This is a genomic window from Paenisporosarcina sp. HGH0030 (assembly GCF_000411295.1).
In the GTDB taxonomy this organism is placed as follows: domain Bacteria; phylum Bacillota; class Bacilli; order Bacillales_A; family Planococcaceae; genus Paenisporosarcina.
Map to the genome: position 1 here is coordinate 247735 of NZ_KE150421.1, position 25659 is coordinate 273393.

At 39.3% G+C, this 25659-nt stretch carries 26 protein-coding genes; all 26 read left to right on the forward strand.

Annotation, left to right across the window (positions count from 1 at the left end):
- Positions 1-44 precede the first annotated feature (44 nt).
- The 26 genes from HMPREF1210_RS01250 (at position 45) to HMPREF1210_RS01375 (ending at position 25533) form a co-directional block, all read left to right on the forward strand.
- Positions 45-1349: a folylpolyglutamate synthase/dihydrofolate synthase family protein gene (locus HMPREF1210_RS01250; protein ID WP_016426769.1), complete on the forward strand. Its 1305-nt coding sequence runs from the start codon at positions 45-47 to the stop codon at positions 1347-1349.
- A gap of 65 nt (positions 1350-1414) precedes the next feature.
- Entirely contained in the window at positions 1415-2665 is a 1251-nt protein-coding gene (locus tag HMPREF1210_RS01255; RefSeq protein ID WP_016426770.1) for a folylpolyglutamate synthase/dihydrofolate synthase family protein, read from the forward strand.
- 82 nt (positions 2666-2747) lie between these two features.
- Positions 2748-4454: a sensor domain-containing diguanylate cyclase gene (locus HMPREF1210_RS01260; protein WP_016426771.1), complete on the forward strand. Its 1707-nt coding sequence runs from the start codon at positions 2748-2750 to the stop codon at positions 4452-4454.
- Positions 4455-4585: 131 nt separating this feature from the next.
- Positions 4586-5113 carry a prepilin-type N-terminal cleavage/methylation domain-containing protein gene (locus tag HMPREF1210_RS01265; RefSeq protein ID WP_016426772.1) on the forward strand — a complete coding sequence of 176 codons (528 nt, stop codon included), beginning with the start codon at positions 4586-4588 and terminating at the stop codon, positions 5111-5113.
- The gene (locus tag HMPREF1210_RS01270; RefSeq protein ID WP_016426773.1) at positions 5110-5571 is read left to right on the forward strand and encodes a type II secretion system protein J; all 462 of its coding nucleotides are present in this window, start codon (positions 5110-5112) and stop codon (positions 5569-5571) included. Before HMPREF1210_RS01265 ends, HMPREF1210_RS01270 begins: the two co-directional genes overlap by 4 nt.
- A gap of 14 nt (positions 5572-5585) precedes the next feature.
- Entirely contained in the window at positions 5586-7037 is a 1452-nt protein-coding gene (locus HMPREF1210_RS01275) for a hypothetical protein (protein WP_016426774.1), read from the forward strand.
- A 145-nt stretch (positions 7038-7182) separates the two neighbouring features.
- Positions 7183-8553: a hypothetical protein gene (locus HMPREF1210_RS01280; RefSeq protein WP_016426775.1), complete on the forward strand. Its 1371-nt coding sequence runs from the start codon at positions 7183-7185 to the stop codon at positions 8551-8553.
- Between the two features lie 10 nt (positions 8554-8563).
- Positions 8564-8968, forward strand: coding sequence for a hypothetical protein (locus HMPREF1210_RS01285; protein WP_016426776.1), 405 nt, complete (start codon positions 8564-8566; stop codon positions 8966-8968).
- Positions 8969-10357, forward strand: coding sequence for a VanW family protein (locus HMPREF1210_RS01290; protein ID WP_016426777.1), 1389 nt, complete (start codon positions 8969-8971; stop codon positions 10355-10357).
- A 15-nt stretch (positions 10358-10372) separates the two neighbouring features.
- On the forward strand, positions 10373-12022 hold the full coding sequence (locus tag HMPREF1210_RS01295) for a GspE/PulE family protein (protein WP_016426778.1): 1650 nt from the start codon (positions 10373-10375) through the stop codon (positions 12020-12022).
- Between the two features lie 8 nt (positions 12023-12030).
- Positions 12031-13071 carry a type IV pilus twitching motility protein PilT gene (locus HMPREF1210_RS01300; protein WP_016426779.1) on the forward strand — a complete coding sequence of 347 codons (1041 nt, stop codon included), beginning with the start codon at positions 12031-12033 and terminating at the stop codon, positions 13069-13071.
- Positions 13071-14282 (forward strand): type II secretion system F family protein, encoded by a 1212-nt coding sequence (locus HMPREF1210_RS01305; RefSeq protein ID WP_016426780.1) that lies wholly within the window; start codon positions 13071-13073, stop codon positions 14280-14282. Before HMPREF1210_RS01300 ends, HMPREF1210_RS01305 begins: the two co-directional genes overlap by 1 nt.
- Positions 14283-14409: 127 nt before the next feature.
- Complete coding sequence (locus HMPREF1210_RS01310; RefSeq protein WP_016426781.1) at positions 14410-14850, forward strand: prepilin-type N-terminal cleavage/methylation domain-containing protein; 441 nt, start codon at positions 14410-14412, stop codon at positions 14848-14850.
- A gap of 55 nt (positions 14851-14905) precedes the next feature.
- Entirely contained in the window at positions 14906-15859 is a 954-nt protein-coding gene (pilM, locus tag HMPREF1210_RS01315) for a type IV pilus biogenesis protein PilM (RefSeq protein ID WP_016426782.1), read from the forward strand.
- Positions 15860-15861: 2 nt separating this feature from the next.
- Positions 15862-16593 (forward strand): hypothetical protein, encoded by a 732-nt coding sequence (locus HMPREF1210_RS01320; RefSeq protein ID WP_016426783.1) that lies wholly within the window; start codon positions 15862-15864, stop codon positions 16591-16593.
- Positions 16586-17524: a LysM peptidoglycan-binding domain-containing protein gene (locus HMPREF1210_RS01325; protein WP_016426784.1), complete on the forward strand. Its 939-nt coding sequence runs from the start codon at positions 16586-16588 to the stop codon at positions 17522-17524. The genes HMPREF1210_RS01320 and HMPREF1210_RS01325 overlap by 8 nt, the downstream gene beginning before the upstream one ends.
- A 59-nt stretch (positions 17525-17583) precedes the next feature.
- The gene (locus HMPREF1210_RS01330; RefSeq protein WP_016426785.1) at positions 17584-18339 is read left to right on the forward strand and encodes an A24 family peptidase; all 756 of its coding nucleotides are present in this window, start codon (positions 17584-17586) and stop codon (positions 18337-18339) included.
- An 87-nt stretch (positions 18340-18426) separates the two neighbouring features.
- Entirely contained in the window at positions 18427-19062 is a 636-nt protein-coding gene (locus HMPREF1210_RS01335) for a hypothetical protein (RefSeq protein WP_016426786.1), read from the forward strand.
- Positions 19063-19157: 95 nt separating this feature from the next.
- Positions 19158-19769 (forward strand): nucleoside triphosphate pyrophosphatase, encoded by a 612-nt coding sequence (locus tag HMPREF1210_RS01340; protein ID WP_016426787.1) that lies wholly within the window; start codon positions 19158-19160, stop codon positions 19767-19769.
- Positions 19759-20457, forward strand: coding sequence for a DNA repair protein RadC (gene radC / locus HMPREF1210_RS01345; protein ID WP_016426788.1), 699 nt, complete (start codon positions 19759-19761; stop codon positions 20455-20457). The genes HMPREF1210_RS01340 and radC overlap by 11 nt, the downstream gene beginning before the upstream one ends.
- Positions 20458-20551: 94 nt before the next feature.
- Positions 20552-21568: a rod shape-determining protein gene (locus tag HMPREF1210_RS01350; RefSeq protein WP_016426789.1), complete on the forward strand. Its 1017-nt coding sequence runs from the start codon at positions 20552-20554 to the stop codon at positions 21566-21568.
- A gap of 14 nt (positions 21569-21582) precedes the next feature.
- Positions 21583-22488: a rod shape-determining protein MreC gene (mreC, locus tag HMPREF1210_RS01355; protein ID WP_016426790.1), complete on the forward strand. Its 906-nt coding sequence runs from the start codon at positions 21583-21585 to the stop codon at positions 22486-22488.
- Positions 22485-23009, forward strand: coding sequence for a rod shape-determining protein MreD (gene mreD / locus HMPREF1210_RS01360; protein ID WP_016426791.1), 525 nt, complete (start codon positions 22485-22487; stop codon positions 23007-23009). The genes mreC and mreD overlap by 4 nt, the downstream gene beginning before the upstream one ends.
- Before the next feature lie 25 nt (positions 23010-23034).
- A complete protein-coding gene (minC, locus tag HMPREF1210_RS01365; RefSeq protein WP_016426792.1) occupies positions 23035-23706 on the forward strand; it encodes a septum site-determining protein MinC in 672 nt (223 codons plus the stop codon).
- Position 23707: 1 nt separating this feature from the next.
- Positions 23708-24505, forward strand: coding sequence for a septum site-determining protein MinD (minD, locus tag HMPREF1210_RS01370; RefSeq protein ID WP_016426793.1), 798 nt, complete (start codon positions 23708-23710; stop codon positions 24503-24505).
- A gap of 65 nt (positions 24506-24570) precedes the next feature.
- Positions 24571-25533, forward strand: a complete 963-nt coding sequence (locus HMPREF1210_RS01375; RefSeq protein WP_016426794.1) for a nuclease-related domain-containing protein — start codon at positions 24571-24573, stop codon at positions 25531-25533.
- The last annotated feature ends 126 nt before the right edge of the window (positions 25534-25659 follow it).

Genomic DNA, 25659 nt, shown 5'->3' on the forward strand with positions numbered 1-25659 from the left:
TTCTCAGATGTTCTGGGAGTATTGAGTTTGAGGAGTGACCAAATGTGTTTACATCAGTTGATAAAGTAGTTGAATACATATATTCCATGGATCAGAAAACGGAGCGAAATGGTCGATTAAGTCGTATCACTTCCATCCTGGCGGTCCTCGGGAATCCACATAAAGGATTCCGTTCTGTTCACATTGCAGGGTCAAACGGCAAAGGTTCAACTTTGAATGCTCTTAAAGAAATATTAATTGCTGAAGGCCTCCAAGTCGGAAGCTTCATTTCTCCTCACCTTGAAAAAGTAAACGAACGCATCATGATGAATGATGTAATGATCACAGACGAACAATTTATCCAATATATGAACGATATCTTTGCACTTCTGCAAAAAGGTCAAGTTGGAGAAGGCTCGAACTTCTTCGAAATTTTGACGGTCATTGCATTTATGTACTATAACGACATGAAAGTGGATATTGCCTTAATTGAAACAGGGATTGGCGGGAAATTCGATTCAACGAACGTACTGACACCACTGCTATCAATTTTAACGTCCATTTCGCTTGATCATACGCAAATCTTAGGTGACACCCTTGAAGCCATCGCTGAAGAAAAAGCGGGAATCATCAAACCACTCGTTCCGGTGATCAGTGCAGTCAAAGACAAACAGGCTGTTGCGGTTATCGAACAGAAGGCCGAATTGGAACAAGCGCCGATTTACCAATTATATAAAGATTTTCTTATTGGAAATGTAACTCAGGAAATAAATCAACAAAGTTTTTCATATCAATTAAACAGTGAAAAAATGGTAGATATATCCCTGAAAATGATGGGGCATCACCAAGTTGAAAATGCGTCGCTTGCCATTACAGCTGCGTTGTTTTTGAACAAACATCACGGTTTTACCATTTCTGAAGAGAGTATCCGCCATGGTCTAATCACCTCTAGCTGGGCAGCGCGTTTTGAAGAAGTTTTACCTAACGTCATCATAGACGGAGCACATAATCCGGCAGGTATGGAAGTGCTTATTCAAACCATTCAGCAACGCTACGCGACAAAAAATATTCACGTCGTCTTTACCGCACTTCAAGATAAAGACATTGCATCCGTGCTTCATATGCTGGATGAAATTTCAGCAAGCATTACTGTCACAGAAATTCATGTGAAAAATGCGGCAGCTGGAAAAGATATTTTTGAAGCGACAAAGCATCCAGAAAAACAATTGATCTTGAATTGGCAAGAGGCACTCGAGCAGATTCTAGTAAAAGTAGACGAGTCAAATGTTGTTCTAGTAACCGGCTCGCTATACTTCATGTCGCTTGCTCGTCCTTATTTAAAACAAAAAGCACAAACGAAAGTACTTTAATATGTGACCCTGCCTTTATTATGAAGGTGGGGTTCTTTTCTCGTTTATAGAAAGGAGATGTAATTATGATTCCGAAGTTTAATGAATACAAAGAACGTTTTCAAATGGAAAGCAAAAACACAATAGAGCCAGGGCTGGATGCAATCCGTAATGCATTAGAAAAAGTAGGAAATCCTCACTTGAAACTCAAATTCGTCCATGTTGCAGGGACGAACGGCAAAGGTTCGACCATTAGCATGATGAATAGTATGCTTCAGGCACACGGAGTAAAGACGGGATGTTTTTATTCGCCTTGCTTCATGGATGTGCATGATCAAATTCAGCAGAATGGGGAGTATATTTCACCCATTGACTTGAGTAAGGCTTTCAGTCGTGCAAAAGAAGCGGGACTCAGCGGGATGCTGACGGATTTTGAATTATTAACAGTTCTTGCATTTCTGGCATTCGAACAATTTCAACCTGATGTTGTACTGTTGGAAACGGGGATGGGGGGCAGGTTTGATAGCACGAATGTCATTACTCCACTCATTTCAGTCATTCCGAGCATTGCAGTTGAGCATGAACAATTTTTAGGAAACTCAATTGAAGAAGTGGCTTCTCATAAAGCGGGAATCATTAAACCAGGTCGTCCAGTTGTCATTGGTCCAATGGAAGAGCCTGCTGAACAAGTACTTATAAAAGAAGCAAATGAAGGCAATTCTCCACTTTGGAAAATAAATAAAGATTTCACTTTATTGAATGGATTGTACCAAGACAATGAAGGTCATGAATTCATGAATATGATTGTTCCACTCAAAGGTTCCCATCAAGTAAATAATGCAGCGCTTGCGATTCGAGCTGTACTCCATGTAGCCAATTCGCTCCAAGTAGAAGTGGAAGAAGAAACCCTTCGTAATGGATTGAGTAAAACATTTATTCCAGTACGATTTGAAAAAATTACAGATTATTTATATTTCGATGGAGCGCATAATCCAGCAAGTGCTCGTGCTCTCATTGAAACTGTGAAAGAATACTTTCCAGATACACCCATTCATTTTTATTTAGGCATGATAAAAGGGAAAGATGCCAAAAAAATATTGCGCATTTATGAAGAAATTTCATCAAAATTTACTTTTGTGGATTTCGAAGATGAGCGCGCAATGTCCGCAATCAGTTTGTCGAAAATGAGCGAATCGACTAACGTAACAATGACGAAAGACCTACTAGAATCATTGCGAATTACAATTTCGGAAAAACAAGTGACTATAGTATCGGGTTCGCTCTATCTCTTGTCTAGCTTGCGTTTGGAGGCTATTAAAGTGTTTAAAATTATTTGAATATTAAAGATGACAAAACTTTCTAATTTTGATAGGATGTATTTAGTACTAGATAAATTGAACCATTTCGAAAGGGGCGTATATGGACATTTCTAAACGAACACAACGATTGATTTGGGCCATATGGGTTCTGGTTGTACCATTTGGCATTTATTCGATTTACCAGTTCGCAGAGCCTACTGAAATTAATTGGCCAATTTTATTGGGATATGCAGCTCTGGCAATAATAACGACATACTTTCCATTTAAAGTAGCTGGAACAACCCTTTTCTTAGTTCAATGGATCAACCTTGCCATATTTTTGAAATATGGAGTGTTTGTTGAAATGTTGGTCATGCAATTGGCAATTATTCCACTGGCCATACAACTCAAAATCGGGCTCAGCGATTTCTATCGAGCACTATTTAACTCATTTATGTTTTTCATGGTATCGGTCATTAGTGGCGTTTCTGTCATTTTAATGGGCTATGATATTGGTTCGATCGAGTTAAAACATATTCTTTTATTCGGTTTTCTCTATCAAATCATTAATACTTTTTCTAATCATGTAATTTTGCACTTATATCTGGTTTTAACAAAGCAAGAACACACAGGCTTCTTTGGAAGAGATTCACTTTGGGATTATGCAGGTTTAGTCGTGACATTCCCATTCGGCTTTACTCTTTATTTGCTAAATGAATATGTTGGACCTGTTGCGTTCTTACTAATAGGTATCCCATTCTTAATCATTACATTCCTAGTCCGCTTATACAGTAATTCCGAACGCGTCAACGAAGACTTAAACCAAGCGACTGAAATAGGACATGAACTGGCAGATCGACTCAGCAATGATGCAATTATCGATTTATTCTTATCAAGAATCAGCAAAATGTTACCAGTTGATTATTCCTATATCATTGATATTGACCAAGGTAATATGTACTTCTTAAAGTCGAAGGAAAAAGATATCAATGTAGAAATTTTGCAAACTCACGAAGAATTACTAAAAAGTATAGCTGGAATTGTCTATAAAAAAGACAAGTCGATTCTTTTCAACAAACAAAAAGAATGGCGTAAGTCAGGATCGGATTTTCTTCCAACGGATACAGAGAGCATCATTTCTGTCCCAATTAGTCGGAATCAAAAAATGGAAGGAATTCTGGTCATAGCTTCAAGGAAAAAATACGCATTTGAAACCTATCAACTTCAGATTATCAGCTTGCTTTGTTCCTATTTTGCGGTATCTCTTGAAAAAGCTCGATACGTACAAGATGCAGTATCTAAAAGTGAACGATGCGGCCTAACGAAATTATACAATTACCGGTATTTAGATCAGCAACTTGAAACCAATATGAGCCAATTGCTAAATGGAGAGCTTCGTCAATTATCATTATTGATGATGGACATAGACCACTTCAAAGCCATCAATGATACATATGGACATCAAAGTGGAAACGATATACTCTTTGGACTGGCAAGATTGTTGGAAAATGAACTTGGGGACGCCGGGATCATTGCTAGGTATGGCGGAGAAGAATTTGTTATCATCTTACCAAACTACTCCAAACAACAATCACTAGCACTTGCAGAAGAATTACGTGAGAAGATCGAAACCACGCGTTTTGAAATTCGGACAGACCTGGAAGATGAACCCGTGCTGTCCTTTGTCAACATCACAACAAGTATCGGTGTCTCAACTGCACCAGAAGACTGTGACGATGCCATGGCATTGATTCGTAATGCGGATAGAGCGCTATATATTGGGGCGAAACGAGAAGGACGTAATCGTGTTGCGGAATATGTGAAATAATGAAGAGAGCTGATCTAATCAGCTCTTTTTTCCTAGGATAGAATAAGAGATTAAATATAGTATAAAAATAATGACAATTTTACTAAAACAATACATAATACGTATAAACAACATGAAATGAGAAAAATTATATGAAACTATTTCCAAATAAATCTAAACAAAATGGACTGACACTCGTGGAAGTTCTGGCAGCTCTTGTCATAATGGGAATTGTTTTCGTGGGTATCATGACTGTGTTTCCGCAAATGACTTTATTTAATACGAAGACAGAGACAAAGTTGGATACGATGAATATAGCGCGGCAGGAAATTACGGAGTTTATTGAAAATAGCAAAGGGAAATATATTCCCCATACTTCAACAAAAATAATTCCTTTTGAACAGATTAAACCTATTATTGAATTGCAATTTGAAGAAACGACAACAATAGCTAATAGCCACGTAATTACAGATGATCCGGCAACTAATAAAGACGATTACAATTCATTCAAATTTAATAGCACAGTTGATTCAGGCGAAGAATTTAAATTCGAAATTCAAGTATTCGATGTGCCTGATCTTTCAGGAACTATTTCTTTATATAAGACCATTCTTAAAATTTATACGCTCGGAGGTCAATTGAGTAGTGAAACTTATGGCTATATTGAGGTGACCTCATGATCAAATATATTAAAAATAATCAAGGCATAACACTCGTGGAATTAATAGCGGCTCTAGCCTTAGTTTCAATGGTAGCTATATTAATTATGACAACTTTGGGAATTGGCTTTAAGCATTCAATAGCGGAATCCAATAAGACTTCCGCTCAACAGGAAGCGAATTTAATTGTTTCGAAATTAATGAACCAGCACCGTAAAGGGGATTGTTATTACATTAAAGGGGGTTCAGGTGGAATTATGATTGCTCCTGTATCTTCTACATTATGTACAAGTACAACTGAGCCACCTGCCAGTTCATTCAAGCCAGTTTCAGATACTCGTTTCAATGTGACTATGACAAGTGTAAATCAAATGATTAACCCAACGAAAGATGACTACACATTTGCTGCTGCAGTGAAATATAAAAATGCAACCTACAAAATAAACACGATACTTACGAGATATAAAACAACTAATTAAAGAGGAGGATTCAAATGAAGTATGTAAAAAACCATAAAGGTTATGCTTTGTTACTTGTCCTACTTTTAGTTGTTGTTTTTGTTGGTTTATCAGCAGTATTTGTTGCCGCATCTTTTAATAATGCCAAGCAGGAAAGTACTGTCGACGTCCGCAATCAATCCGTTGTCGCGGCCGAAATGGGTGTGAAATATAATATCAACAATCTAAAGAATGAAATAAAAATAATAAATCAGGATTATAAGAGTTTCATGAATACCAGTTTAAATACTTTGGTGGATAAAGCAACAGCAGTTACCACTGCAAAGGATAATAACTTACCACTCCCTAACGGAATGTCAACTGCCGCATGCAGTGTCTTTTATTCCAATGTCCACATTAATGACTGGATTGATTGTGAAACGAAAGAAATAGAAAGAGCCGGCGTTGATATGTATATGTCCGAGGTTAATCGGGTGTACGCAGACTTAGCTCCCCAAGAAAATAGAGTTGACACAAAAACGAAATATGAGTTAATGCCACTTGCCGTAAACCTGGTGTTTGATCAAGCAACTCGCAGAATTGAAATACCTCTTTCCGTACAAGGGAAACAAAATGCTTCAGTTAAAAATCTGAATGCTAAATTGATTGTAACCATCCCGGATCATACATCCGAAACGAATGATATTGTAATCAAAACGATTTTAAGTGAAAAAGAAACGGTCGATCGCATTTTCATTCCACCAAATGACAATACGACCATTTGTCCTACCCAAGCTAGTGAAATGACTTCAGGTGTCTGCAAATATACTGGCACCAATCTTGAAAGTTATTTAGCTAGTTTGCCAGATCCTTCGAAAGTAAGTATCAAAGTTGAGGATTTATGTTATGCAGTAAAAGACAAGACCAAATGTAATTTGAACATTCTAGATGGTAGTGGCGGAACAGTATACATAAAACCGTCAAATCAAACGGTAAATGTAGATAATTTAAATAATTTAGAAGACATTTCCATGTACGTGGATGGCGACTTAATCATTAAAAACAGTAATTCAGCAGATAACAATACAATCGTCAGTCGTTCGTACTCATTCCATGTAAGTATGAACTTGACGAACAGTAATCTAGTTGTTTTAGGGAATGAAGCAAAGACTGGTTATATAGATTGGAAATCAACAGGAAAAAGCGTAACGGTCTCGACTAATTCTAAGATGTGTATTAATTTGAATGGCATAAGTTTAGCGAATTCTTCTGATTTAACTGACCCCTCTATATTAAGTGGCAATGGAAAATTAATTCTTTACCCTGGGCGAACAGATATGGATAAACTACCCGCAGCCGTTGAGGATAAGATAATTTACATGAATGATTTCGTGGCATTTTTAAATGAATGTAATGTAAATACTTCCGGTTTACCAGAAGGGCATTCAATGAAACAATTTATCGATAGCACGAGTGAAATTGAAGCGACAGTTGATTATGGTAACTAAAAGAAAAGAGTCGAATAACTTGACTCTTTTCTTTTTATGTATTTTTTCCTATTTTTAACATGACATTTTACGCAAATAGTATGATAATAGGGTGAGTCGGTTTGAAAAAATCACACCAAAAGTCTCGGTGGGGGTTATCGGAAAAATGAAAAAATTATTGAATGATAGAGGATATGCTCTTTTAATAGTTTTATTTACCATTATAATATTCTTAAGCATGTCAGCGGTGTTCATGAGTGCCTCGCTCAACCATGTGAAACAAGAGCAAACGGTTGATCAGAATAATCAAGCGGTTGTTGCTGCAGAATTAGGCGTAAAATATGTTGAAAGTCATATGCAGAATCAAATTTCTTTGTTATATAGAAAACATGTTACGGAATTAGAAGCTGCTGTGAATAATTTGGCTATTTGTAACGAAAATATTGTACATAGTAATTGTAAATCCCAAACAAAAATTAATTCACTAACAACTGAACAAATAGAAAAGTTCTTTATTGAACTTAATACATCCTACCAATCCATTAAAACTATTGATAACAAGATTATAGATAATGATGTAACATATTCCGTCTTAGATCAATCTGTTGTTCAGGTAAATACAACTCTTTTTAATGGAGTAAACTATTATAAATTACCTTTTTCAGTTGAAGGAATTTCAGATGATAAGCCAGCAGTTTTGAAAAACGAACTATTAGTACCAATACCAACATTTGTTTCTAGTATCACTTCAAAAAACAAGCCAGCTCCAGAACCAAACCCAAACGACTCAACAGAAATGAATAGATATTTATTTACTCCCCCAGCAACTAATAAAAATTGTAAAGATATTAAGCCTTTAACTGAGGGAGTAATTTGTAAATTGAGTAAGACAGAGAATATAGCATCTGTTTTTGTAAATTCACAGAATGGTATTGATTTTAGTAAAATAACAATACTAGCAGAGGATATCGAGATTTCATTTTGTCCTAAAGGTAGTTGTGCAACTGGATATAATAATTTGAAAGTATATTCAAACAAGGATATTTCCATAGATCAAATTAAAGCACTAAGTCAGTTAACTTTATTCCTGGATGGGATTATTAATATTGATACAAACGGCAATAATTACGCAGGTACTGCAATTGTTAAAGGCGTTAATTCAGATAATCATTTTAAAAATATTAGAGGGAATGTTTTTATCACTGGCGACAATAACAACCCCATAAGATTAAAAATTGATAAACATACAGATGCTAAATTTGGTAAGTTATGCATTAATTTAGACGGGATTGATGTTCTTAACAGCTCATTTGAAGTTAAGGGCGGAAATTCAAAGCATGAAAATGTCTATTACTTCACATCAAATTCAACAAAACAGATTCCCGATGCTGAGAGATTCATAGGAACCTATAAGGATTTTGTAGGATTTTGCATAAATAGTGTTAACGTCCCAATACCGCCACCTGTAACTGAGGTGACAGCATCATATATTGATAAACAGCAGAATGCAAAAGTAATTGTTAATTATAATCCCTAAGAGGTGAAACATGATTAAATTTCTTATTCTTATCTTGGTTGCATTCATCGTGTTTCCAATCGTGATAATATCCGTGAAAAAAATAGATTTAAAAACTAAGCTAATGTTTCTTTTCGGCGGATTCATCATCGCTCTATTAGGCTTGTTGGCACAATCCAAGCTAAGTCTCTATTATTCTGTTTTGATTATGTTAGGTTTGTTATTTGCAGGGGCCGTAATTATAACGAAACGGTTGGAAAATGAAAAACTTCAAGAAGAAGAATTGCATTTATATGTGCCTAAATCTATTCAAGAAGCGATAGAAAAACCTTCAGAATCCTATGTTGCAGCAACTTCTCCGACACCGAAAGTTCAACCTGTTATTGAATCTCAAGCTGAAGACTGGTTAAAACCTTCAAAAAAGGAGGACCAATAAATGAACAATAAATTATTTGGGACGACTTTTGTAGCGCTACTGGGCTCAACAGTTTTATTTTTCGGTGTAACGCAAGCTGGTACATATGTAATCGATGAAGTTGTTTTCCCATCAAAAGGTTTCGGGGAGCAAACATACATAGGTCCTTACGATGTTTCAAATTTGCCTGAAAACGAGGCTGCGGTAACCGTGCAAACAGGTGTTAAAGGGTGGTACGGCGAAGCGAGTGTCCAAATTAAATTGCAAGATGCAGTCGTTCCTTTCCCGGTGGAAGTTGTACAATTCAATACGGATAGCACGTTAACTAACGCACAAGATGGAGCTAAAAATGAACTGCAATTTGATGTGACGAAAGAATCCGTTGGCACATTCCTGAATCAACAATTTGCTCCAATGGTGTTTAATGATGAAGAAATAGCAATTGTCACGGAAACGATTCGTGAACAATTGGCCGCTGGACGAAAAGATCAAATCATCGATATTACAAGTGCTTTACTGGCAAATTCTACAGTCGAAACTGCAGTTACTAATGTGACATTCAACAATATTGAATCGTCAGTGGGCATTCGTAATTTGATGACAGCGCTAAATGGATACGTAATCAATCCGAAATCTACTTTTTCGATGCTGGAATTTATCGAATCAACGGATTTGGGAAATTTAACGGAACAAGATTTAACCACAGTAGCTTCTATTTTATATGCATCGGTTTTGCAAACGAATTTTGGGGTGGATGAAAGAAGTATCGGACCGGTTGTTCCTACAACTGTTCCGCTTGGCTTCGAAGCTTCCATTAACCGTGAACTTGGGGTTGATTTTGTATTTACAAACCCGAATGCTACCGGCTTTACCATCAATCTGAACGGAGTGGGGGCAGGTCTTAATGCTAGCCTCACTGGATTTCCTTTTGTTTATCAATACGAAACGACAATCAGTGATAAGCAGGAATTTCTACCGAAAACCATTAAACAATATAGTTCATTCGTAGAACCAAATACTGTTCGCGTAAAAACGCAAGGTGAAAATGGCATTCAAGTCGCTGTATTTAAAAACATACGTTCAGACTCTGCCATTATAGAAACGAAAGAAGTATCTAAAGATTTTTATCCACCTGTTCATAAAGTAGAAATTCATCCTTTGACTGTTACGATACCTGCTGCTGGAAGCGGAGATGGTACGGGCACGACAGATGGTTCAGAATCGACGAAAGGTGGTTCAAACGGACAACCTTCTACCGGAGCTGGTACTGGAACAGCAGGAGATGGAACTTCTATAGGAGGTTCAACTGATTCTGGGTCAACTAATGATACTGGCAGTAACGCGAATGATGAAAATGATTCGGAACCACAATACGATAAAGGTGGAAATCTTATTCCGCCTAGCAAGTAATAGGGGGAGTGCAACTTGATTCGAAAAAGACTGGGTGACTTACTAGTTGAAAACGGTTTGATTACAGACGACCAACTAACGAATGTGTTGCAAAACAAACCACGTGAAGAAAAACTTGGGGACGCACTTTTGCAGCAAGGAATTATCACCGAGCAACAACTGCTCGAAGTACTCGAAATTCAACTTGGCATTCCTCAAGTTCAGCTATATCACTACCCATTTGAAGCAAAGTTATTTAACCTGATTCCTAAAGACGTAGCAAAACGCAGTTTGATGGTACCTTTGAAAGTAGAAGGGGACAAACTATACGTAGCCATGAAAGACCCGATGGATTTCATTACGATGGATGATTTGCGTCTGATTACCGGCTTTCATATCATTCCCGCGATTGCCTCTAAGGAAGAGATTTTAAAAACCATCAACAAATATTACGAAGAGGAATCGTTTGACGATTTCTTGGTAGATCAAGCATCTGTAGTTGATAAACAGGAAGAACTTCTTGATATCGATGCACCGGTAGTAAGAATCGTTAATCAGATTTTATCTGCGGCGGTGACTCAAAAAGCGAGTGATATTCACTTTGATCCACAGGAAACTCGATTGTTAGTGCGTTTCCGTATTGACGGAGTGTTGCATGATGAGCGAACACTTCCAAAGCTAATGCAGGGAATGGTCACGGCACGTGTGAAAATTATGTCAAAACTTGATATTACGGAGCATCGTATTCCTCAAGATGGTCGTATTAAAACGAATGTTGATTTTCGTCCAATTGACTTACGTGTCTCTACTCTGCCTACCGTTTATGGCGAAAAAATAGTTATGCGTATTTTGGATTTATCCAATAACTTAACGGATATATCAAAACTCGGCTTCCACGAAAAGAATTATGAGAGATTCATGAAAGAAATAGCCAAACCAAATGGAATTGTCCTGATTTCTGGTCCAACTGGTTCGGGTAAATCTTCAACGTTATATGCAGCGCTCAGCTTCCTGAATGATGAACAAGTGAATATCATTACGGTTGAAGATCCTGTTGAATATCAACTCGAAGGGATCAATCAAATTCAAGTGAATTCGAATGTTGGCTTAACATTTGCGGCTGGGCTTCGCTCGATTCTGCGCCAAGATCCCGATATCGTCATGGTTGGGGAGATTCGAGATAAAGAGACCGTAGAAATTGCGATTCGGGCTTCTTTAACGGGTCACTTAGTATTAAGTACGATCCATACAAATGACTCAATCGCCTCGGTCACTCGATTGATGGATATGGGTGTAGAGCCGTTTTTGGTTACGAGTTCGATTAATGCGGTTGTGGCACAACGTCTTGTACGTAAAGTTTGTCGTGATTGTACAGAGAAACAGGAGCCTACTATACGTGAAATTGATATTTTCCAGAAACGTGGACTCGATATACAAACGGTCTCGCGAGGAAAAGGTTGTCCATCATGCGGCATGACAGGTTACCGTGGACGCATGGCCATTCATGAAGTACTAATCATTGATGACCAAATTAAAAGTGTCATCAACCGCGGTGGTACTGCAGCAGAAATTCGAGAAATTGCCCAAGCCAATGACACCATCTTCTTAATAGACGACGGACTGATGAAAGTAAGAGAAGGCCAAACAACGACAGAAGAAATTCTGCGTGTTGCCCTCCAAGATTAGGTGAGAAAATGAGAGAATCAGTAGATATTTTATTGACCAATGCTTTTCAACAAAAAGCATCGGATATTCATATAACAGTTGGCGTTCCTCCTGTATTTCGTGTGCAAGGAGAACTTGTCAAATTCGGTTCCACTCCAATTACCCCGGAAATGTCGAGGGATATGGCTAAAGCAATTACACCCGATAAGTTATGGGATACGTTTTTGGAGCAAGGTGAGTTGGATTACTCACACGAAGTTGAAAATATAGCGCGTTTTCGTGTGAATGCTTTTCATCAAAAAGGCAAGATTTCGATTGCTTTTAGGACCATTCCGCAAGTCATTCCGACAGTCGAGCAATTGCAAATGCCGAATACGCTGAAGAAATTAGCGGAAACGAAGCAAGGGCTTATTTTGGTAACAGGTCCAACTGGTTCTGGGAAGTCGACTACGTTAGCTGCGATGATCAAACATATGAACACGGATATGAACTTACATATCATTACACTGGAAGATCCGATTGAGTATATGCACGAACATGGAACAAGTATTATTGACCAACGTGAAGTCGGTTTTGATACGAAATCATTCTCGAACGGTCTTCGTGCAGCACTACGTCAAGATCCAGACGTCATTCTCGTAGGGGAAATGCGTGACTTGGAAACCATCAGTATTGCCATAACAGCGGCTGAAACTGGTCACTTAGTTTTGGGAACTTTACATACGTCAAGTGCCGCATCGACGATTGAACGTATTATCGATGTGTTTTCACCAGAACAGCAAGCGCAAGTACGCACTCAGCTTGGTGGCGTGTTGAAAGCGGTAATTAGTCAACGATTAATCAAGACGGCAGATGGCAAAGGTCGTCGAGCGGCTACTGAAATCTTGATTACAAATCCAGCAATTTCTAACTTAATCCGTACGGCGAAAGTACATCAAATTCCGAACGTCATTTTGACGAATCGAGCTGCTGGCATGCACATGATGTCAACTTCCTTAAAAGAGCTAGTAGAGTCCGGCCAAATTACACAAGTAGCGGCACAACCGTACCTTGAAGGGGACGAGCATTAATGGCGCGCTTTCAATATGTAGGTCGTGACCGTAAAGCCGTGCGAAAAGGAATTATTCAAGCAGCGAACCAACGTGAGGCAATCGTGAAACTTCGTGACGAAGGCATTCGCATCACTGAAATCAAACAAATGGCTGATACTGCTCTTCAAAAAGATATTGTCATCGGGAATCCCGTCAAGCGGGAACAATTCATTATGTTTTTAAGACAATTCGCTACGTTAATGCGTGCAGGTGTAACGATAGTTGATTCTGTTGTCATCCTATCTCAACAGGTAGAGTCAAAAGCTTTACGACGTGCACTGGTTGAAATTGCTGATGATTTAAAAAGTGGTAATTCTTTATCTGATGCAGCCCGGAAATTTCCTAGGATTTTTGAACCGCTCGTCATCAACCTGTTGCAAGCGGGTGAGTTAACAGGATCAATCGATGAATCGTTAGATCGTTTGGCGACTCATTTTGAAAAAGCATATGTGACCCGTCAAAAAGTAGTTTCCGCAATGACTTATCCTATTATTGTTGCTGTTTTGGCGGTAGGGGTCGTTATTTTCCTGCTGACGTCAATCGTTCCAATGTTCGTTGAAATGTTTAATGATTTTGGTGGGGAATTGCCACTCATCACCAGATTCGTAATGGGTGCAAGTGATTTTGTACAAAATTATTGGTATGTATTGATTGCGATAGTTGCGATATTAGTAGGTGGTTTATGGATAATGCGAAGAGATGAAAAGGGACGTTACATGCTCGATACTTTTTTGTTGCGTATGCCGATTTTTGGCAACATCTTAAAAAAAGCCGCCCTAGCCAGAATGACACGGACATTAAGTTCATTGTATTCCAGCTCAGTTCCTATTTTAACTGCTTTAACTATGGTTGAGCGTGTAGTTGGTAACGAAGTAATAGGGAAAGTGATTCTTAAATCTCGTGACGGGCTAGAAAGAGGAGAGTCGATGACAGGACCGATGATGAGTCATTGGGCATTCCCGCCATTGATTCCCCACATGATTTCTATTGGAGAACAAACTGGCGCTCTTGATCACATGCTAGAGCGGGTTGCTGAATTCTATGAAAAAGAAGTCGATGCGGAAACTGATAAGCTCAAAGCAATGATTGAACCTTTAATGATTGTCTTATTAGCTGGCCTTGTAGGCACCATTGTTTTGGCAATCTTATTACCAATGTTTGGTCTATTTGAGAATGTGGATAATATGTAAATAATTCGAAAAAAATAATAAAAATGAGCATAAAGTCTATTTATCTATATATTTCGACATATAAAGGTGCTATCATGAAAATGTACTGGAAAAGTACCATTTTATAGAAAAAAGGGAGGCTTACAGGATGAGAAAATTCATTCAAAACAAATTAAAAGAACAAAAAGGTTTAACATTAATTGAGCTTCTTGCAGTAATCGTTATTTTGGCGATTGTTGCGGCAATTGCTATTCCGGCGATTGGTAATGTTATTGAGAATAGTCGTTATGGAGCCATTAAATCTGATGCAACGAATATAATGGCTGCGGCAGATGTTTATTATGCCGATGGAAATGAAGGAGCATCTGTTACAGCTACAATATTAAAATCAAAAGGTTATCTAGATGATGCTGGTTCATTTGCTGAGGCGACTGTAACTAAAAGTGCAACTGCTCCATCTACAATTTCAGGGAATTCAGTGGTTGGAAATGTAAAACTAACACTTACTGGTGCTACAAGAAATGATGTTAAATTGATTAGTAAAGATAATATTCCTATTCGAACTGATGTTATTAAGATTACCCCTTAATTATGCTTGATTGATAATTTTTTTTACTAATTAATTTTAACTCGGAGCTGATCCCATGAATTTCACACCTTCGTTTCTAAACAAACGCTCACGCGTGGCGACGGTTACAATTGAAGAAGATGCGATCCGAATGGTGGAAGTGAAGTCAACGTCTCCTTTGCATGTAGTTTGTGCAGAGGAGCGTTCTTTGCCTTCTGGCGTTGTTACGGATGGCAAAATTGTGGATGCGGATACGCTGGTGTCTATTCTAGGCGAGGCTGTGGAAGAATGGAAACTTTCCCGCAAATCCGTTCGGTTCTTAGCACCAGACGAATATGTGATTATCCGCAAACTATCATATCCTCCCGATGTTCGAAGGGATGAGTTGAAAGGCCACTTCTTTATTGAAATTGGTTCGACACTTTATTTACCTTTCGAAGACCCCGTATTTGATGTGGTCCCTTACGCTGCATCAACTGATACAAAAGAAGCGATATTGATTGCTTCTAAAGAGAGCATTTTAAATACATATGAAGACGCTTTTGAAGACGTCAAAATGAAACCGCTTGTAGCAGATATTGGACCACTTGCCCTGTATCGTTTGGCATATTCCCAATATACCTATTCCGGTGAAGAACATATTCTACTATTGGATGTCAAAAACGATAACTATACTGTTTCGATTTTCCATCAACATTTCCCATTATTCATGCGACCTGTTGAAGTGAATGAACCTGATGAGTCGAATTTCTTCAGTGGAGCACAAACATCAAAGATGGACTCACTTCTATCTGAAGTCTCAAAGCTCATCAATTTCTATCGCTACAATATGAACCAAGGAAATGAAGGCATCACACATATTTTGCTTAACGGTGAAATGGATAATTGGGAAGAACTATTGCGACAAATGGAACTCCGGTTCGAAGTTCATACTTCCACAGTTGTTCGCGAAAAGATTTATTTGGAAGATGGAAAAGCCATCCCGATACGCTTTAATCGAGCACTCGGACTTGCGTTGAAAGAGGTGTAAGGATGTTAGTCGATATTAATTTACTTTCCGAAAAAGAACGGGATCGTCCCGCCTTTGTCGTGGCTGCCATCTTACTGATTATCATCGGCCTATTCGGAGGGCTCGTTTTTTATTTCCTAGGAAATTCTTATGAGAACAAGGCACAGGTGCTGAATGCCCAAAGTGTAGAAGTTGCCAGCCAACAAGCTGCCATTCAAGAACAGATGCTGACAACGGAAGCATTGAACGATACTCAAAAGTTGCAAAAAACAGTTAATTGGGCGGAAGCCTATCAATATGATACTTTACCTTTAATTAGAGAACTAACTTCACTACTTCCTGAACGAGGATTTTTCATGAACTTTTCGTTTACATCACCAAGTGAAGCACTAGTTGACGTGCAATTTGATACATCGCGTGAAGCAGCGTTTTATTTAACCCAATTAAAAGCATCTGAGATGATTACTGCCGTTAGTTTATCAACCCTTACATATCAACCGTTGGAAGAAAAAAAGGAAGAAGAAACCGATGGCACTGCGACACCAGTCGAACCTGTTATGCCCCGTTATTTAGCTTCATACTCAATCACTTTTTTAGATACACGTATGCCAGCTGAAGGGACTGCAGTACCAGTGGATCCGAATGCACCTCCTGTTGAAGGGGAAACCCCAGCGGATGAACAGCCAGCTGAGCCACCTGTAACTGAAACGCAACCTCCTGCAGACGATGCGCAAGGAGATGATGTAAATGAGTAGTCTGACACGTAAACAAAAAGAAGTCGGCCTGATCGTGCTATCCAGTTTATTTTGTTTAGCAATTCTTGCCTATTCATATTTCACATTCTACTCTCCCAAAAAAGAGAGTTTAGCTGTCGCTGAAACGACGCTCACAACGGATCGACAAGTATTGTTTGCGCTGGAACAACAACTGGCTGATCAGCCTGAAATTCCAGTCGTCAGTTCGCTTGAATTGCAAAAGAAAGTGCCTGTTGATCCATTATCGGAACTTGTTTTATTGCAAATTGAGAAAGCGGAAGTTGTCTCACAGTCACTTGTTCAATCAGTGAGCTTTACAGAAGGACCATTTGTCATTGAATCCCCTCCAGAAGGGGTTGAGACACTTCAGGAACTTCTTGTGAGTTTGTCGATTGAAACGCCTACCTACACGACATTGGAGACTTTCATCGATGAACTTGAAAAATTGGATCGCATATTAATCGTTGATTCGATTCAGTTCAGCTCTTCTGGTGAAGTGACAACCGTTGAACAAGAAAATGAGAAATTACAACTGACGCTGACATTCTCGGCATTTTATCGACCAGACCTAATCGAACTACTCGAAGAAGGTCCTAAAGTCGATACGCCACCTCCAGCAGAAAAAGGGAATCCGCTTCCTGCGAACAATGGTGTTAATACTGGAGAAGTAGAGTCGAGTGAAGATGAAACTGCACTGGTGGATGGTCAGATTATCGAGAACATTGAAACGGATGAAGAAGCAACTTCCGATTCAGGCACGGTATCCAGTAATTTTGAATCTCAGACCTACACAGTTCAACCTGGCGACACTTTATACTCAATATCTATTGAATACTATGGGGATCGATCAGGCGAACAGAAAATCAAACAAGCAAACGGTTTACATTCAAACAAAATCGTTGCAAATTCAACATTAGTCATTCAGAAATAACGAAACAAAAACTGGAGAGCGTACGTTGCCTCCAGTTTTTGTGTGATTGAGAGGTATGTATGGACATTCTATATACAACATTATTTTTCATATACGGACTTATTTTTGGTTCTTTCTACAATGTCGTCGGATTGCGTTTACCGAAAAATGAATCGATTGTGTCGCCGCCGTCGCACTGCACGATTTGCGATCGACGTTTGACAATCAAAGATTTAGTTCCGGTATTTTCATTTGTTTTCCTGAAAGGGAAATGTCGGGGATGTGGGACAAAAATCAATTGGATTTACCCCGTGATGGAACTTGTGACGGGTGGTTTGTTTGCTTTCGCATTCTATCAACTAGGTTTCTCGTGGGAACTGATTGTTGCAATTTTGTTTATATCGATGCTCGTCATCATCACGGTATCAGATCTTGCTTATATGCTTATCCCAGATAAAGTCCTGTTGTTCTTTGGTGTTTTATTGATTATTGCGCGGATTTTATCTCCACTAGAGCCTTGGTGGGACAGTATCGTAGGTGCTGCCGGAGGGTTTGGAATCTTGTTACTGATTGCGATTTTGTCGAAAGGCGGAATGGGTGGTGGCGATATTAAATTGTTCGCGGTCATCGGTCTTGTGCTTGGGATGATTCCGACTTTATTGACATTGTTCTTTGCTGCATTTATTGGTGCAATCGTTGGCGTTATTCACTTGCGCCGCTCAAAACAAGGGCGCAAAACGCCAGTGCCTTTTGGACCGTCGATTGCACTCGCAGCCATCGTTGTATATTTTTATGGGAAACAAATACTCGATTGGTATATAAATTTGTTAGTTTAACTCGAAAACTTTTTTGGACAAGCCGACACCGGTCTTGTCTTTTTTTATTGCTCAAATGGTAGCGTTAAAGAAAAACGGGGTGATCAAATGCGTCTTTCCAAAACGTTCTCAAAGTTTTCATACACATTGGCAATCATACATGGTTTTCTTATCGGAGCTGTTTCGATTGGCATATTCGCAATCTTTATTCAGTGGCAGGATAATTCGAAAGCTGAGACTCCTGAGACATCCGCAACGACTGACAAACCAGAACAAGTCGAGGTGACTGCACCGCCAAATACGACAACACCGACTCAATTTTATGCGAAGCAACACGGTGTATTTACCACAGCCGACGGGGCTACTGCCTTGCTTCAATCAAATCCAGCAATGAAATCCGCAGCCATTGTCATCACGGATGGAAAATATTTTGTGTGGTCCGCAGCAAGCACCGTGGAAAGTGAAGTGAAAGTGGAAGGCAGCACGGAGTCTTTCGTTAAACCATTCCGGATCAATTCGGCAGCATGTACGGAACAAGCCATGCAAAAATTACCTGTTTTCCTTGCGAGTCCAGACCCGGCAAAATTTAATTTTGCGGACACTGGAAATAAGGGTGCCAAACCAAAGGACTGGGACTCTAACATTGCTGCTATATCAACACTTTCAAAGGAATTAAACGTCATTAGAGTTCAATTATTATCGCATTATTTCGCACAAAATGACTGCTTGAAAATTGAATTATAAGCCCTTTTATTTGGTCAAAATGAAATTATTGCCCTTTATACACATTTTTCAACTTCGACATCATTCTGTATGATGTCAAAAAGGAGCTGATTTCATTGGAATTCAAAACAACAAAACCGTTAATTTTAGCATCTGCTTCACCGAGGAGAAAAGAGTTATTATCACTACTTGGGGTACCCTTCGAAGTGAAAACAGTGGAGATAGATGAGGAGGACATTTTCGGATGCTCGCCTGCCGAACTCGTTTGCAACATTGCGATGGAAAAAGGACTGGCCGTCGCTGAATACAATCAGCACGCAATCGTCATCAGTGCCGATACCATGGTGTTTCTTGATGATGAGGCACTTGGGAAGCCTAAAAATGCAGAGATGGCGAAACTGTATTTGCGGAGATTATCCGGTAGGACACATACGGTCATTACGGGAGTATCCATCTATTTTGAAGGAATTTGCAATGTGTTTTATGAAGAGACAAAAGTCACTTTTTATAAATTAACGGACGAATGGATCAACAGTTATGTGGCAAGTGGCGATTGCTACGACAAGGCAGGGGCATATGGTATCCAGACAGCAGGTACTTTGATGGTGGAACATATTAACGGAGATTACAATAATGTTGTGGGTTTACCTATTGCGGAAGTGTATCGAGAACTTATGAATTTAGAACTGCTTGAGATGAAATCTGCTGGAGTACGATATGATAACTGAAGTAAAACCGACACTGATGATTCGTGACGTCCATGCTTCCGATCGCCCACGTGAAAGACTGATAAACCAAGGTGCAGCCGCGTTATCGAACCAAGAATTGATTGCCATTTTACTAAGGACGGGTACCAAACAGGAATCCGTCCTTCATTTGGCGAATCGAGTGTTGACGTTCTTTGAACAACTGCATGAATTGAAAAATGCAACCATCGAAGAAATCATGTCCGTTAAAGGGATTGGAGAAGCGAAAGCGGTTCAGCTGCTTGCTGCAGTAGAACTTGGTAGAAGGCTATCTTTACAACAAACAGATGAGAAATTCACCGTTCGTTCTCCGAAAGACGCTGCAACATTCTTAATGACGGATATGACATCTTTAAAGCAAGAAAATTTTGTCTGTCTGTTCATGAATGTTAAGAATCAAGTGATACACAAACAAACCATTTTTATCGGCAGTTTAAATGCCAGTATCGTACACCCCAGGGAGATATTCAGAGAGGCAGTGAAACGTTCAGCTGCCTCGATTATCTGTGCCCATAACCATCCGTCAGGTAACCCTTCCCCTTCACCCGAAGACATTGAAGTAACGAAGCGAATACAGGAAGCCGGGCACATTATGGGCATCGAATTGCTCGACCATGTCATTATCGGTGATCATCAATTTATCAGTTTGAAGGAAAAGGGTTACATGTGACACTGTGATTTTCTCCTTTTATCCGTTATAATCAAATTTATGGTTTAAACTAAGCTAAGATTAACTGGCTAAGGATAGAAAGGAAGAACATAACGTGTTTGGATTTGGAGCAAAAGATGTCGGGATTGACCTAGGCACAGCAAATACTTTGGTATTTATTAAAGGAAAAGGAATCGTTTTACGCGAACCTTCAGTAGTTGCAAGAAATACAAATAATGGCGATATCGTTGCAGTAGGTAACGATGCTAAAAATATGATTGGTCGTACACCGGGTTCAATCGTGGCTATCCGCCCGATGAAAGATGGCGTAATTGCAGATTTTGATATTACGACTTCAATGATTCAATACTATTTAAAAGAAGCGATGAAAGCTTCTGGTGGTACGTGGAAAAAACCTAACGTCATGATTTGTGTGCCATACGGGATTACTTCGGTAGAACGTCGTGCAGTGATTGATGCAGCTCGTCAAGCGGGTGCTCGTGATGCTGTGACAATCGAAGAACCATTTGCAGCGGCAATCGGTTCGAACTTGCCAGTATGGGAACCAACAGGCAGTATGGTCGTTGATATCGGTGGAGGAACAACTGAAGTTGCAGTTATTTCACTTGGTGGTATCGTAACAAGCGAATCGGTACGTGTTGCAGGAGACGCGATGGATCATGCGATTACAAGTTACATTCGTAAAATGTATAACTTGACGATCGGTGAACGTACGGCTGAAGCAATTAAAATGGAAATCGGTTCTGCTAGAGTAATAGACAATGTCGAGAAAATGGAAATTCGTGGTCGTGACTTAGTTACAGGTCTTCCTAAAACTATCGAAATTTCTTCTGAAGAAATTGCAGAAGCACTTCGTGAGTCGATTTCAGCTATAATCGACGGTGTGAAAAAGACATTGGAACAAACTCCACCAGAATTATCTGCTGACGTAATGGAACGTGGAATCGTCTTAACTGGCGGTGGCGCATTACTGAAAAACTTGGACAAAGTGATTAGTGATGAGACAAGCATGCCTGTCTTCATTGCAGAAAATCCATTGGATTGCGTCGCAATTGGTACGGGAATGGCGCTAGATCATTTGAACATGATTCGCCAAAATTCTAAACACTAAGGAGGACCGTTCCAATGCCACATTTTTTTTCGAATAAGCGTTTGATTTTGCTGCTTGTCGGGGTGATTTTTCTTGTGGCATTGATCAGCTTCTCTCTCAGAGATCGCGATAATGCGTCGTTACCTGAACAGATTATTAAGGATGTCGTTGGTTTTGGGCAATCAATTTTCTCAAAACCAACACAGTACATAACAGGTGTTTTCGATAGTGTCGATGCTTTGTTAAATACGTACGATGAAAATAAACGTTTGAAAAGTCGTTTGGAAGAATTTGCAAAATTGCAAGCGGACGTCAACGATTTAGCATCCGAGAATACTAGACTTCGAGAAATCGTAGACAAGCAGGACGATCTCAGGGACTATGAACCGATTCAGGCAACTGTTATCGCGAGAAATCCTGATCAGTGGGAAGAAAAAGTAATTCTTGATAAAGGGGAAGTCCATGGAGTTGAAAAAAACATGGCCATCCTTACAGCACAAGGATTGATTGGGAAAGTTGTTCTGACAACTCCATTCACTTCAACTGTAGAACTATTATCCACTCAAAATCCTAACTATCGCGTATCTGCGATGGTAATGGGTGAAAAAGAAGTATTCGGTTTAATAGAAGGATACGATGATGAACGAAAAGAACTTATTTTAAAACGAATCGATTCCAATATTAAAATTAAAAAAGGTCAGAAAATCATGTCATCTGGACTAGGCGGGATTTTCCCGAAAGGTATATTAATCGGGGAAATAACAGAAGTCTCGACAGACGATTTCGGACTGACGAAAATGGCATATATCAAGCCAGCGGCAGATTTTGCACTACTTGATCATGTCATGATTGCGAAACGAACGATGACAACAGTAAAAAATGGTGCAGACGGCGATAACAGTGCGACGGATGAGACTTCAAAAGATGAGGACGCCTCATGAAGCGATTGATTATTCCAGCCATTGCCGTCGTACTGTTTTATCTTGAACCTGTGTTCGGATTATTTTCTCCCCTCGATATTAGTGGGGAGTATCGTTTTTTAATCCCTCGATTTCTCATCATGTATTTAATATTCATTTCCATCTACTATAGTCGCAATCGCGCGATGTTGTATGCATTACTTTTTGGGCTCTTGTATGATGTGTTTTTCATTGATATTATTGGATTGTACTCTTTCTTATATCCATTAATTTGTTTAATTGCTAGTTTTATCGTGAAATTCATTCACCAGCATCTGATTGTGACAACGGCTTTGTCACTTGTATTGGTAGCAGGTCTTGAATTCGTGCTTTATCAATTCTTTTCATTGATCGGGTTAACAGACATTTCGCTTGCTGTATTTGTACGCGAACGATTAATTCCCACAATGATTGCAAATTCAATTTTCTTAGTGGTGCTCGGCTGGGCATTTAAATACGTAATCAATGCACGTTTGTTGCAACGGTTAAATCAGCCAAATTGATTCTACGCGCGAGGTGACGCATTTGATGACGAAAAAGCAACTAGTCTACATAAAAGGAACTAAAGACGGTCTAGTGCTTCGGCTTGATGATCAATGCGCATATGCCGAACTGGTGGAAGAACTAAAACGTAAAGTATCGGACGAAGGCATCGATGGACAAGCGGAAGTCTTGCTGCAGCTTGGCAATCGCTTTTGTTCAGAAGAACAGACCAAAGAACTCATTGCAAGCGTGCACACGTCACCACATTTACGTGTTTCACGAGTGCAGAGTGATGTCATTTCAATTGAAGAAAGCAACCGTCGAATTCTAGAGCGTCAATCCGAAACGTTTGTCGGCATCGTTCGTTCTGGACAGATTGTTCGGGCAGAAGGTGACTTGGTTGTTGTGGGAGATGTGAACCCGAATGGCAAAGTCATCGCCGGAGGAAATATTTTTGTTCTCGGTCGTTTGAAGGGAATTGCTCATGCAGGGGCGAATGGTAATAAAGAAGCAGTTATTGCTGCGTCTTGGTTGGAAGCAACCCATCTGATGATTCATGAAGCACTAGAAATCATGACAGATGAACTAACCATTCTTTCGGAACAACCAGAAATGGAATGTGCATACTTACATGCAAATGGCTTCATCGCCATTGATAGATTGCAAGAACTGCGTTTATTAAGACCGCAATTATCTACATTTAAAGGAGGAAGCTAATGTGGGAGAAGCTATAGTAATTACTTCAGGTAAGGGAGGCGTTGGTAAAACAACGACTACTGCTAACCTCGGGACTGCATTGGCACTTCAAGGTAAGAAAGTTTGTTTAATCGACACCGATATCGGCTTACGAAACCTTGACGTTGTACTTGGTTTAGAAAACCGTATCATTTATGATCTGGTTGACGTAATTGAAGGCCGATGTAAAGTACATCAAGCTTTAGTAAAAGATAAACGTTTTGAAGATAAATTATTCCTGTTGCCAGCAGCACAAACGACTGATAAAAACGCCATTAATCCTGAACAAATGAAAGAACTTGTGACGGAATTAAAACGCGATTACGATTATGTCGTCATTGACTGTCCAGCAGGGATTGAACAAGGTTACAAAAACGCAGTGGCAGGAGCTGACCGTGCGATCGTTGTCACAACACCTGAAATTTCAGCTGTACGTGATGCGGATCGTATCATCGGCTTGCTAGAGCAAGAAGATATTGCACCGCCAAAATTAATCATTAACCGCATTCGTCAACATTTGATGAAATCTGGCGATGCGCTGGATGTCAATGAAATCACGACGCACCTATCCATCGACTTGCTAGGTATCATCATGGATGACGAAAATGTCATCACCTCTTCAAATAAAGGGGAGCCTATTGTCATGGACCCAACAAACCGTGCAGCACTTGGCTACCGCAACATTGCCCGCCGTATTCTAGGCGAATCTGTTCCATTGATGTCATTGGAACAAGAGCGAAAAGGCATGTTCTCCAAAATCAAATCCATTTTTGCAAAATAATTTATCTGAATCCCCCACTTTGATCGAGTGGGGGATTTCTTTAGGGAGGGAGAAGACTGAATGATTTGAAATTTCACGAACTAGAAGTGTTGCGAATTTGTATATTAAAATCACGGATGGAAAAATCCGCTAAAGTCGAGAGTAGCTATCGCAATATTAAGGCGGGTTTTTCAGGTGAAGAAAAAACTACTGCTTATTTGATGGAAGCAAATCTGACCCCGAAAGTGTCTATCTACCGCCATATCAATTTGGACAATACTCAATACGATATTATTGTTGTGACACAAAAGCTAATTTGTGTTTTAGAAGTGAAAAATATGACTGGAGAATTTTATTTCGATTCAAGCAACAATCAATTCTATCGAATCAAAAATGGGTTAAAAGATGGGATGCGCAATCCAGAATTGCAATTACAAAGAGCGGTGAAAGTTCTACAAAAAAGACTTAATCGAAATGGAGTTGATTTTCCTGTAAAAGGACTCATTATCTTGGCAAGTCGAGCTGGAATTGTTATTGAATCTCCTACACTATTTCAAGCTGTCCCTATTGATGCTATGTGTGATTTCCTTGAACAAATGGAATCTGACAATAGGAAATTGATGACCCATGAAGAGTTGAAAAAAGTGCGTCATATTATTAAGCGTAATGGATTTAAAGTTTATGAAACGGATATTCTTGAGCACCATGGTGTTACACGTTCTTCAATTAAAACTGGCGTTAGGTGTTTGAAATGCTTTGAGATATCGATGACTCGGATTTTTTCAACATGGTTATGTACTCGATGTAGCCATCGTGACAAAGGTGCTCATATCGCTGCGCTCCAAGAATATCTATTATTGTTCGGGCGCGAAGTGAGTAGTGATCGATTAAAGTGGTGGCTGGGAATAGAAGATAAATATTTTATTAAACGGATAGTGAAGGAAGTTTCCGAAAATAGTATAGGTAGCTCACGCAATCGAACCTATGTGCTTTCATTCAAACCTTGGGTGTTAGAACCATTTTTGACTTCGGAACTGAGAAGGAATTAGGAGATAATTGGTTAGTTGTCCCAATAAGGACAAAAGTTGCCCCCATCAACCGAATAGTTGCCCCAATAAGCATCAAAGTTGCCCCTATAACTATCAAAATCCCCAGATTAATAGAAATAAACCGAA

Bases quoted from the DNA above. Each gene is read 5' to 3' on its own strand.
- HMPREF1210_RS01305 (WP_016426780.1), top strand. From the start codon at position 13,071: ATGGCGCGCTTTCAATATGTAGGTCGTGACCGTAAAGCCGTGCGAAAA.
- HMPREF1210_RS01285 (WP_016426776.1), top strand. From the start codon at position 8,564: ATGATTAAATTTCTTATTCTTATCTTGGTTGCATTCATCGTGTTTCCA.
- minC (WP_016426792.1), top strand. From the start codon at position 23,035: ATGACGAAAAAGCAACTAGTCTACATAAAAGGAACTAAAGACGGTCTA.
- HMPREF1210_RS01310 (WP_016426781.1), top strand. From the start codon at position 14,410: ATGAGAAAATTCATTCAAAACAAATTAAAAGAACAAAAAGGTTTAACA.
- HMPREF1210_RS01255 (WP_016426770.1), top strand. From the start codon at position 1,415: ATGATTCCGAAGTTTAATGAATACAAAGAACGTTTTCAAATGGAAAGC.
- HMPREF1210_RS01265 (WP_016426772.1), top strand. From the start codon at position 4,586: ATGAAACTATTTCCAAATAAATCTAAACAAAATGGACTGACACTCGTG.
- HMPREF1210_RS01270 (WP_016426773.1), top strand. From the start codon at position 5,110: ATGATCAAATATATTAAAAATAATCAAGGCATAACACTCGTGGAATTA.
- HMPREF1210_RS01330 (WP_016426785.1), top strand. From the start codon at position 17,584: ATGGACATTCTATATACAACATTATTTTTCATATACGGACTTATTTTT.
- pilM (WP_016426782.1), top strand. From the start codon at position 14,906: ATGAATTTCACACCTTCGTTTCTAAACAAACGCTCACGCGTGGCGACG.
- mreD (WP_016426791.1), top strand. From the start codon at position 22,485: ATGAAGCGATTGATTATTCCAGCCATTGCCGTCGTACTGTTTTATCTT.
- radC (WP_016426788.1), top strand. From the start codon at position 19,759: ATGATAACTGAAGTAAAACCGACACTGATGATTCGTGACGTCCATGCT.
- HMPREF1210_RS01275 (WP_016426774.1), top strand. From the start codon at position 5,586: ATGAAGTATGTAAAAAACCATAAAGGTTATGCTTTGTTACTTGTCCTA.
- HMPREF1210_RS01260 (WP_016426771.1), top strand. From the start codon at position 2,748: ATGGACATTTCTAAACGAACACAACGATTGATTTGGGCCATATGGGTT.
- mreC (WP_016426790.1), top strand. From the start codon at position 21,583: ATGCCACATTTTTTTTCGAATAAGCGTTTGATTTTGCTGCTTGTCGGG.
- HMPREF1210_RS01280 (WP_016426775.1), top strand. From the start codon at position 7,183: ATGAAAAAATTATTGAATGATAGAGGATATGCTCTTTTAATAGTTTTA.
- HMPREF1210_RS01335 (WP_016426786.1), top strand. From the start codon at position 18,427: ATGCGTCTTTCCAAAACGTTCTCAAAGTTTTCATACACATTGGCAATC.
- HMPREF1210_RS01320 (WP_016426783.1), top strand. From the start codon at position 15,862: ATGTTAGTCGATATTAATTTACTTTCCGAAAAAGAACGGGATCGTCCC.
- HMPREF1210_RS01290 (WP_016426777.1), top strand. From the start codon at position 8,969: ATGAACAATAAATTATTTGGGACGACTTTTGTAGCGCTACTGGGCTCA.
- HMPREF1210_RS01325 (WP_016426784.1), top strand. From the start codon at position 16,586: ATGAGTAGTCTGACACGTAAACAAAAAGAAGTCGGCCTGATCGTGCTA.
- HMPREF1210_RS01300 (WP_016426779.1), top strand. From the start codon at position 12,031: ATGAGAGAATCAGTAGATATTTTATTGACCAATGCTTTTCAACAAAAA.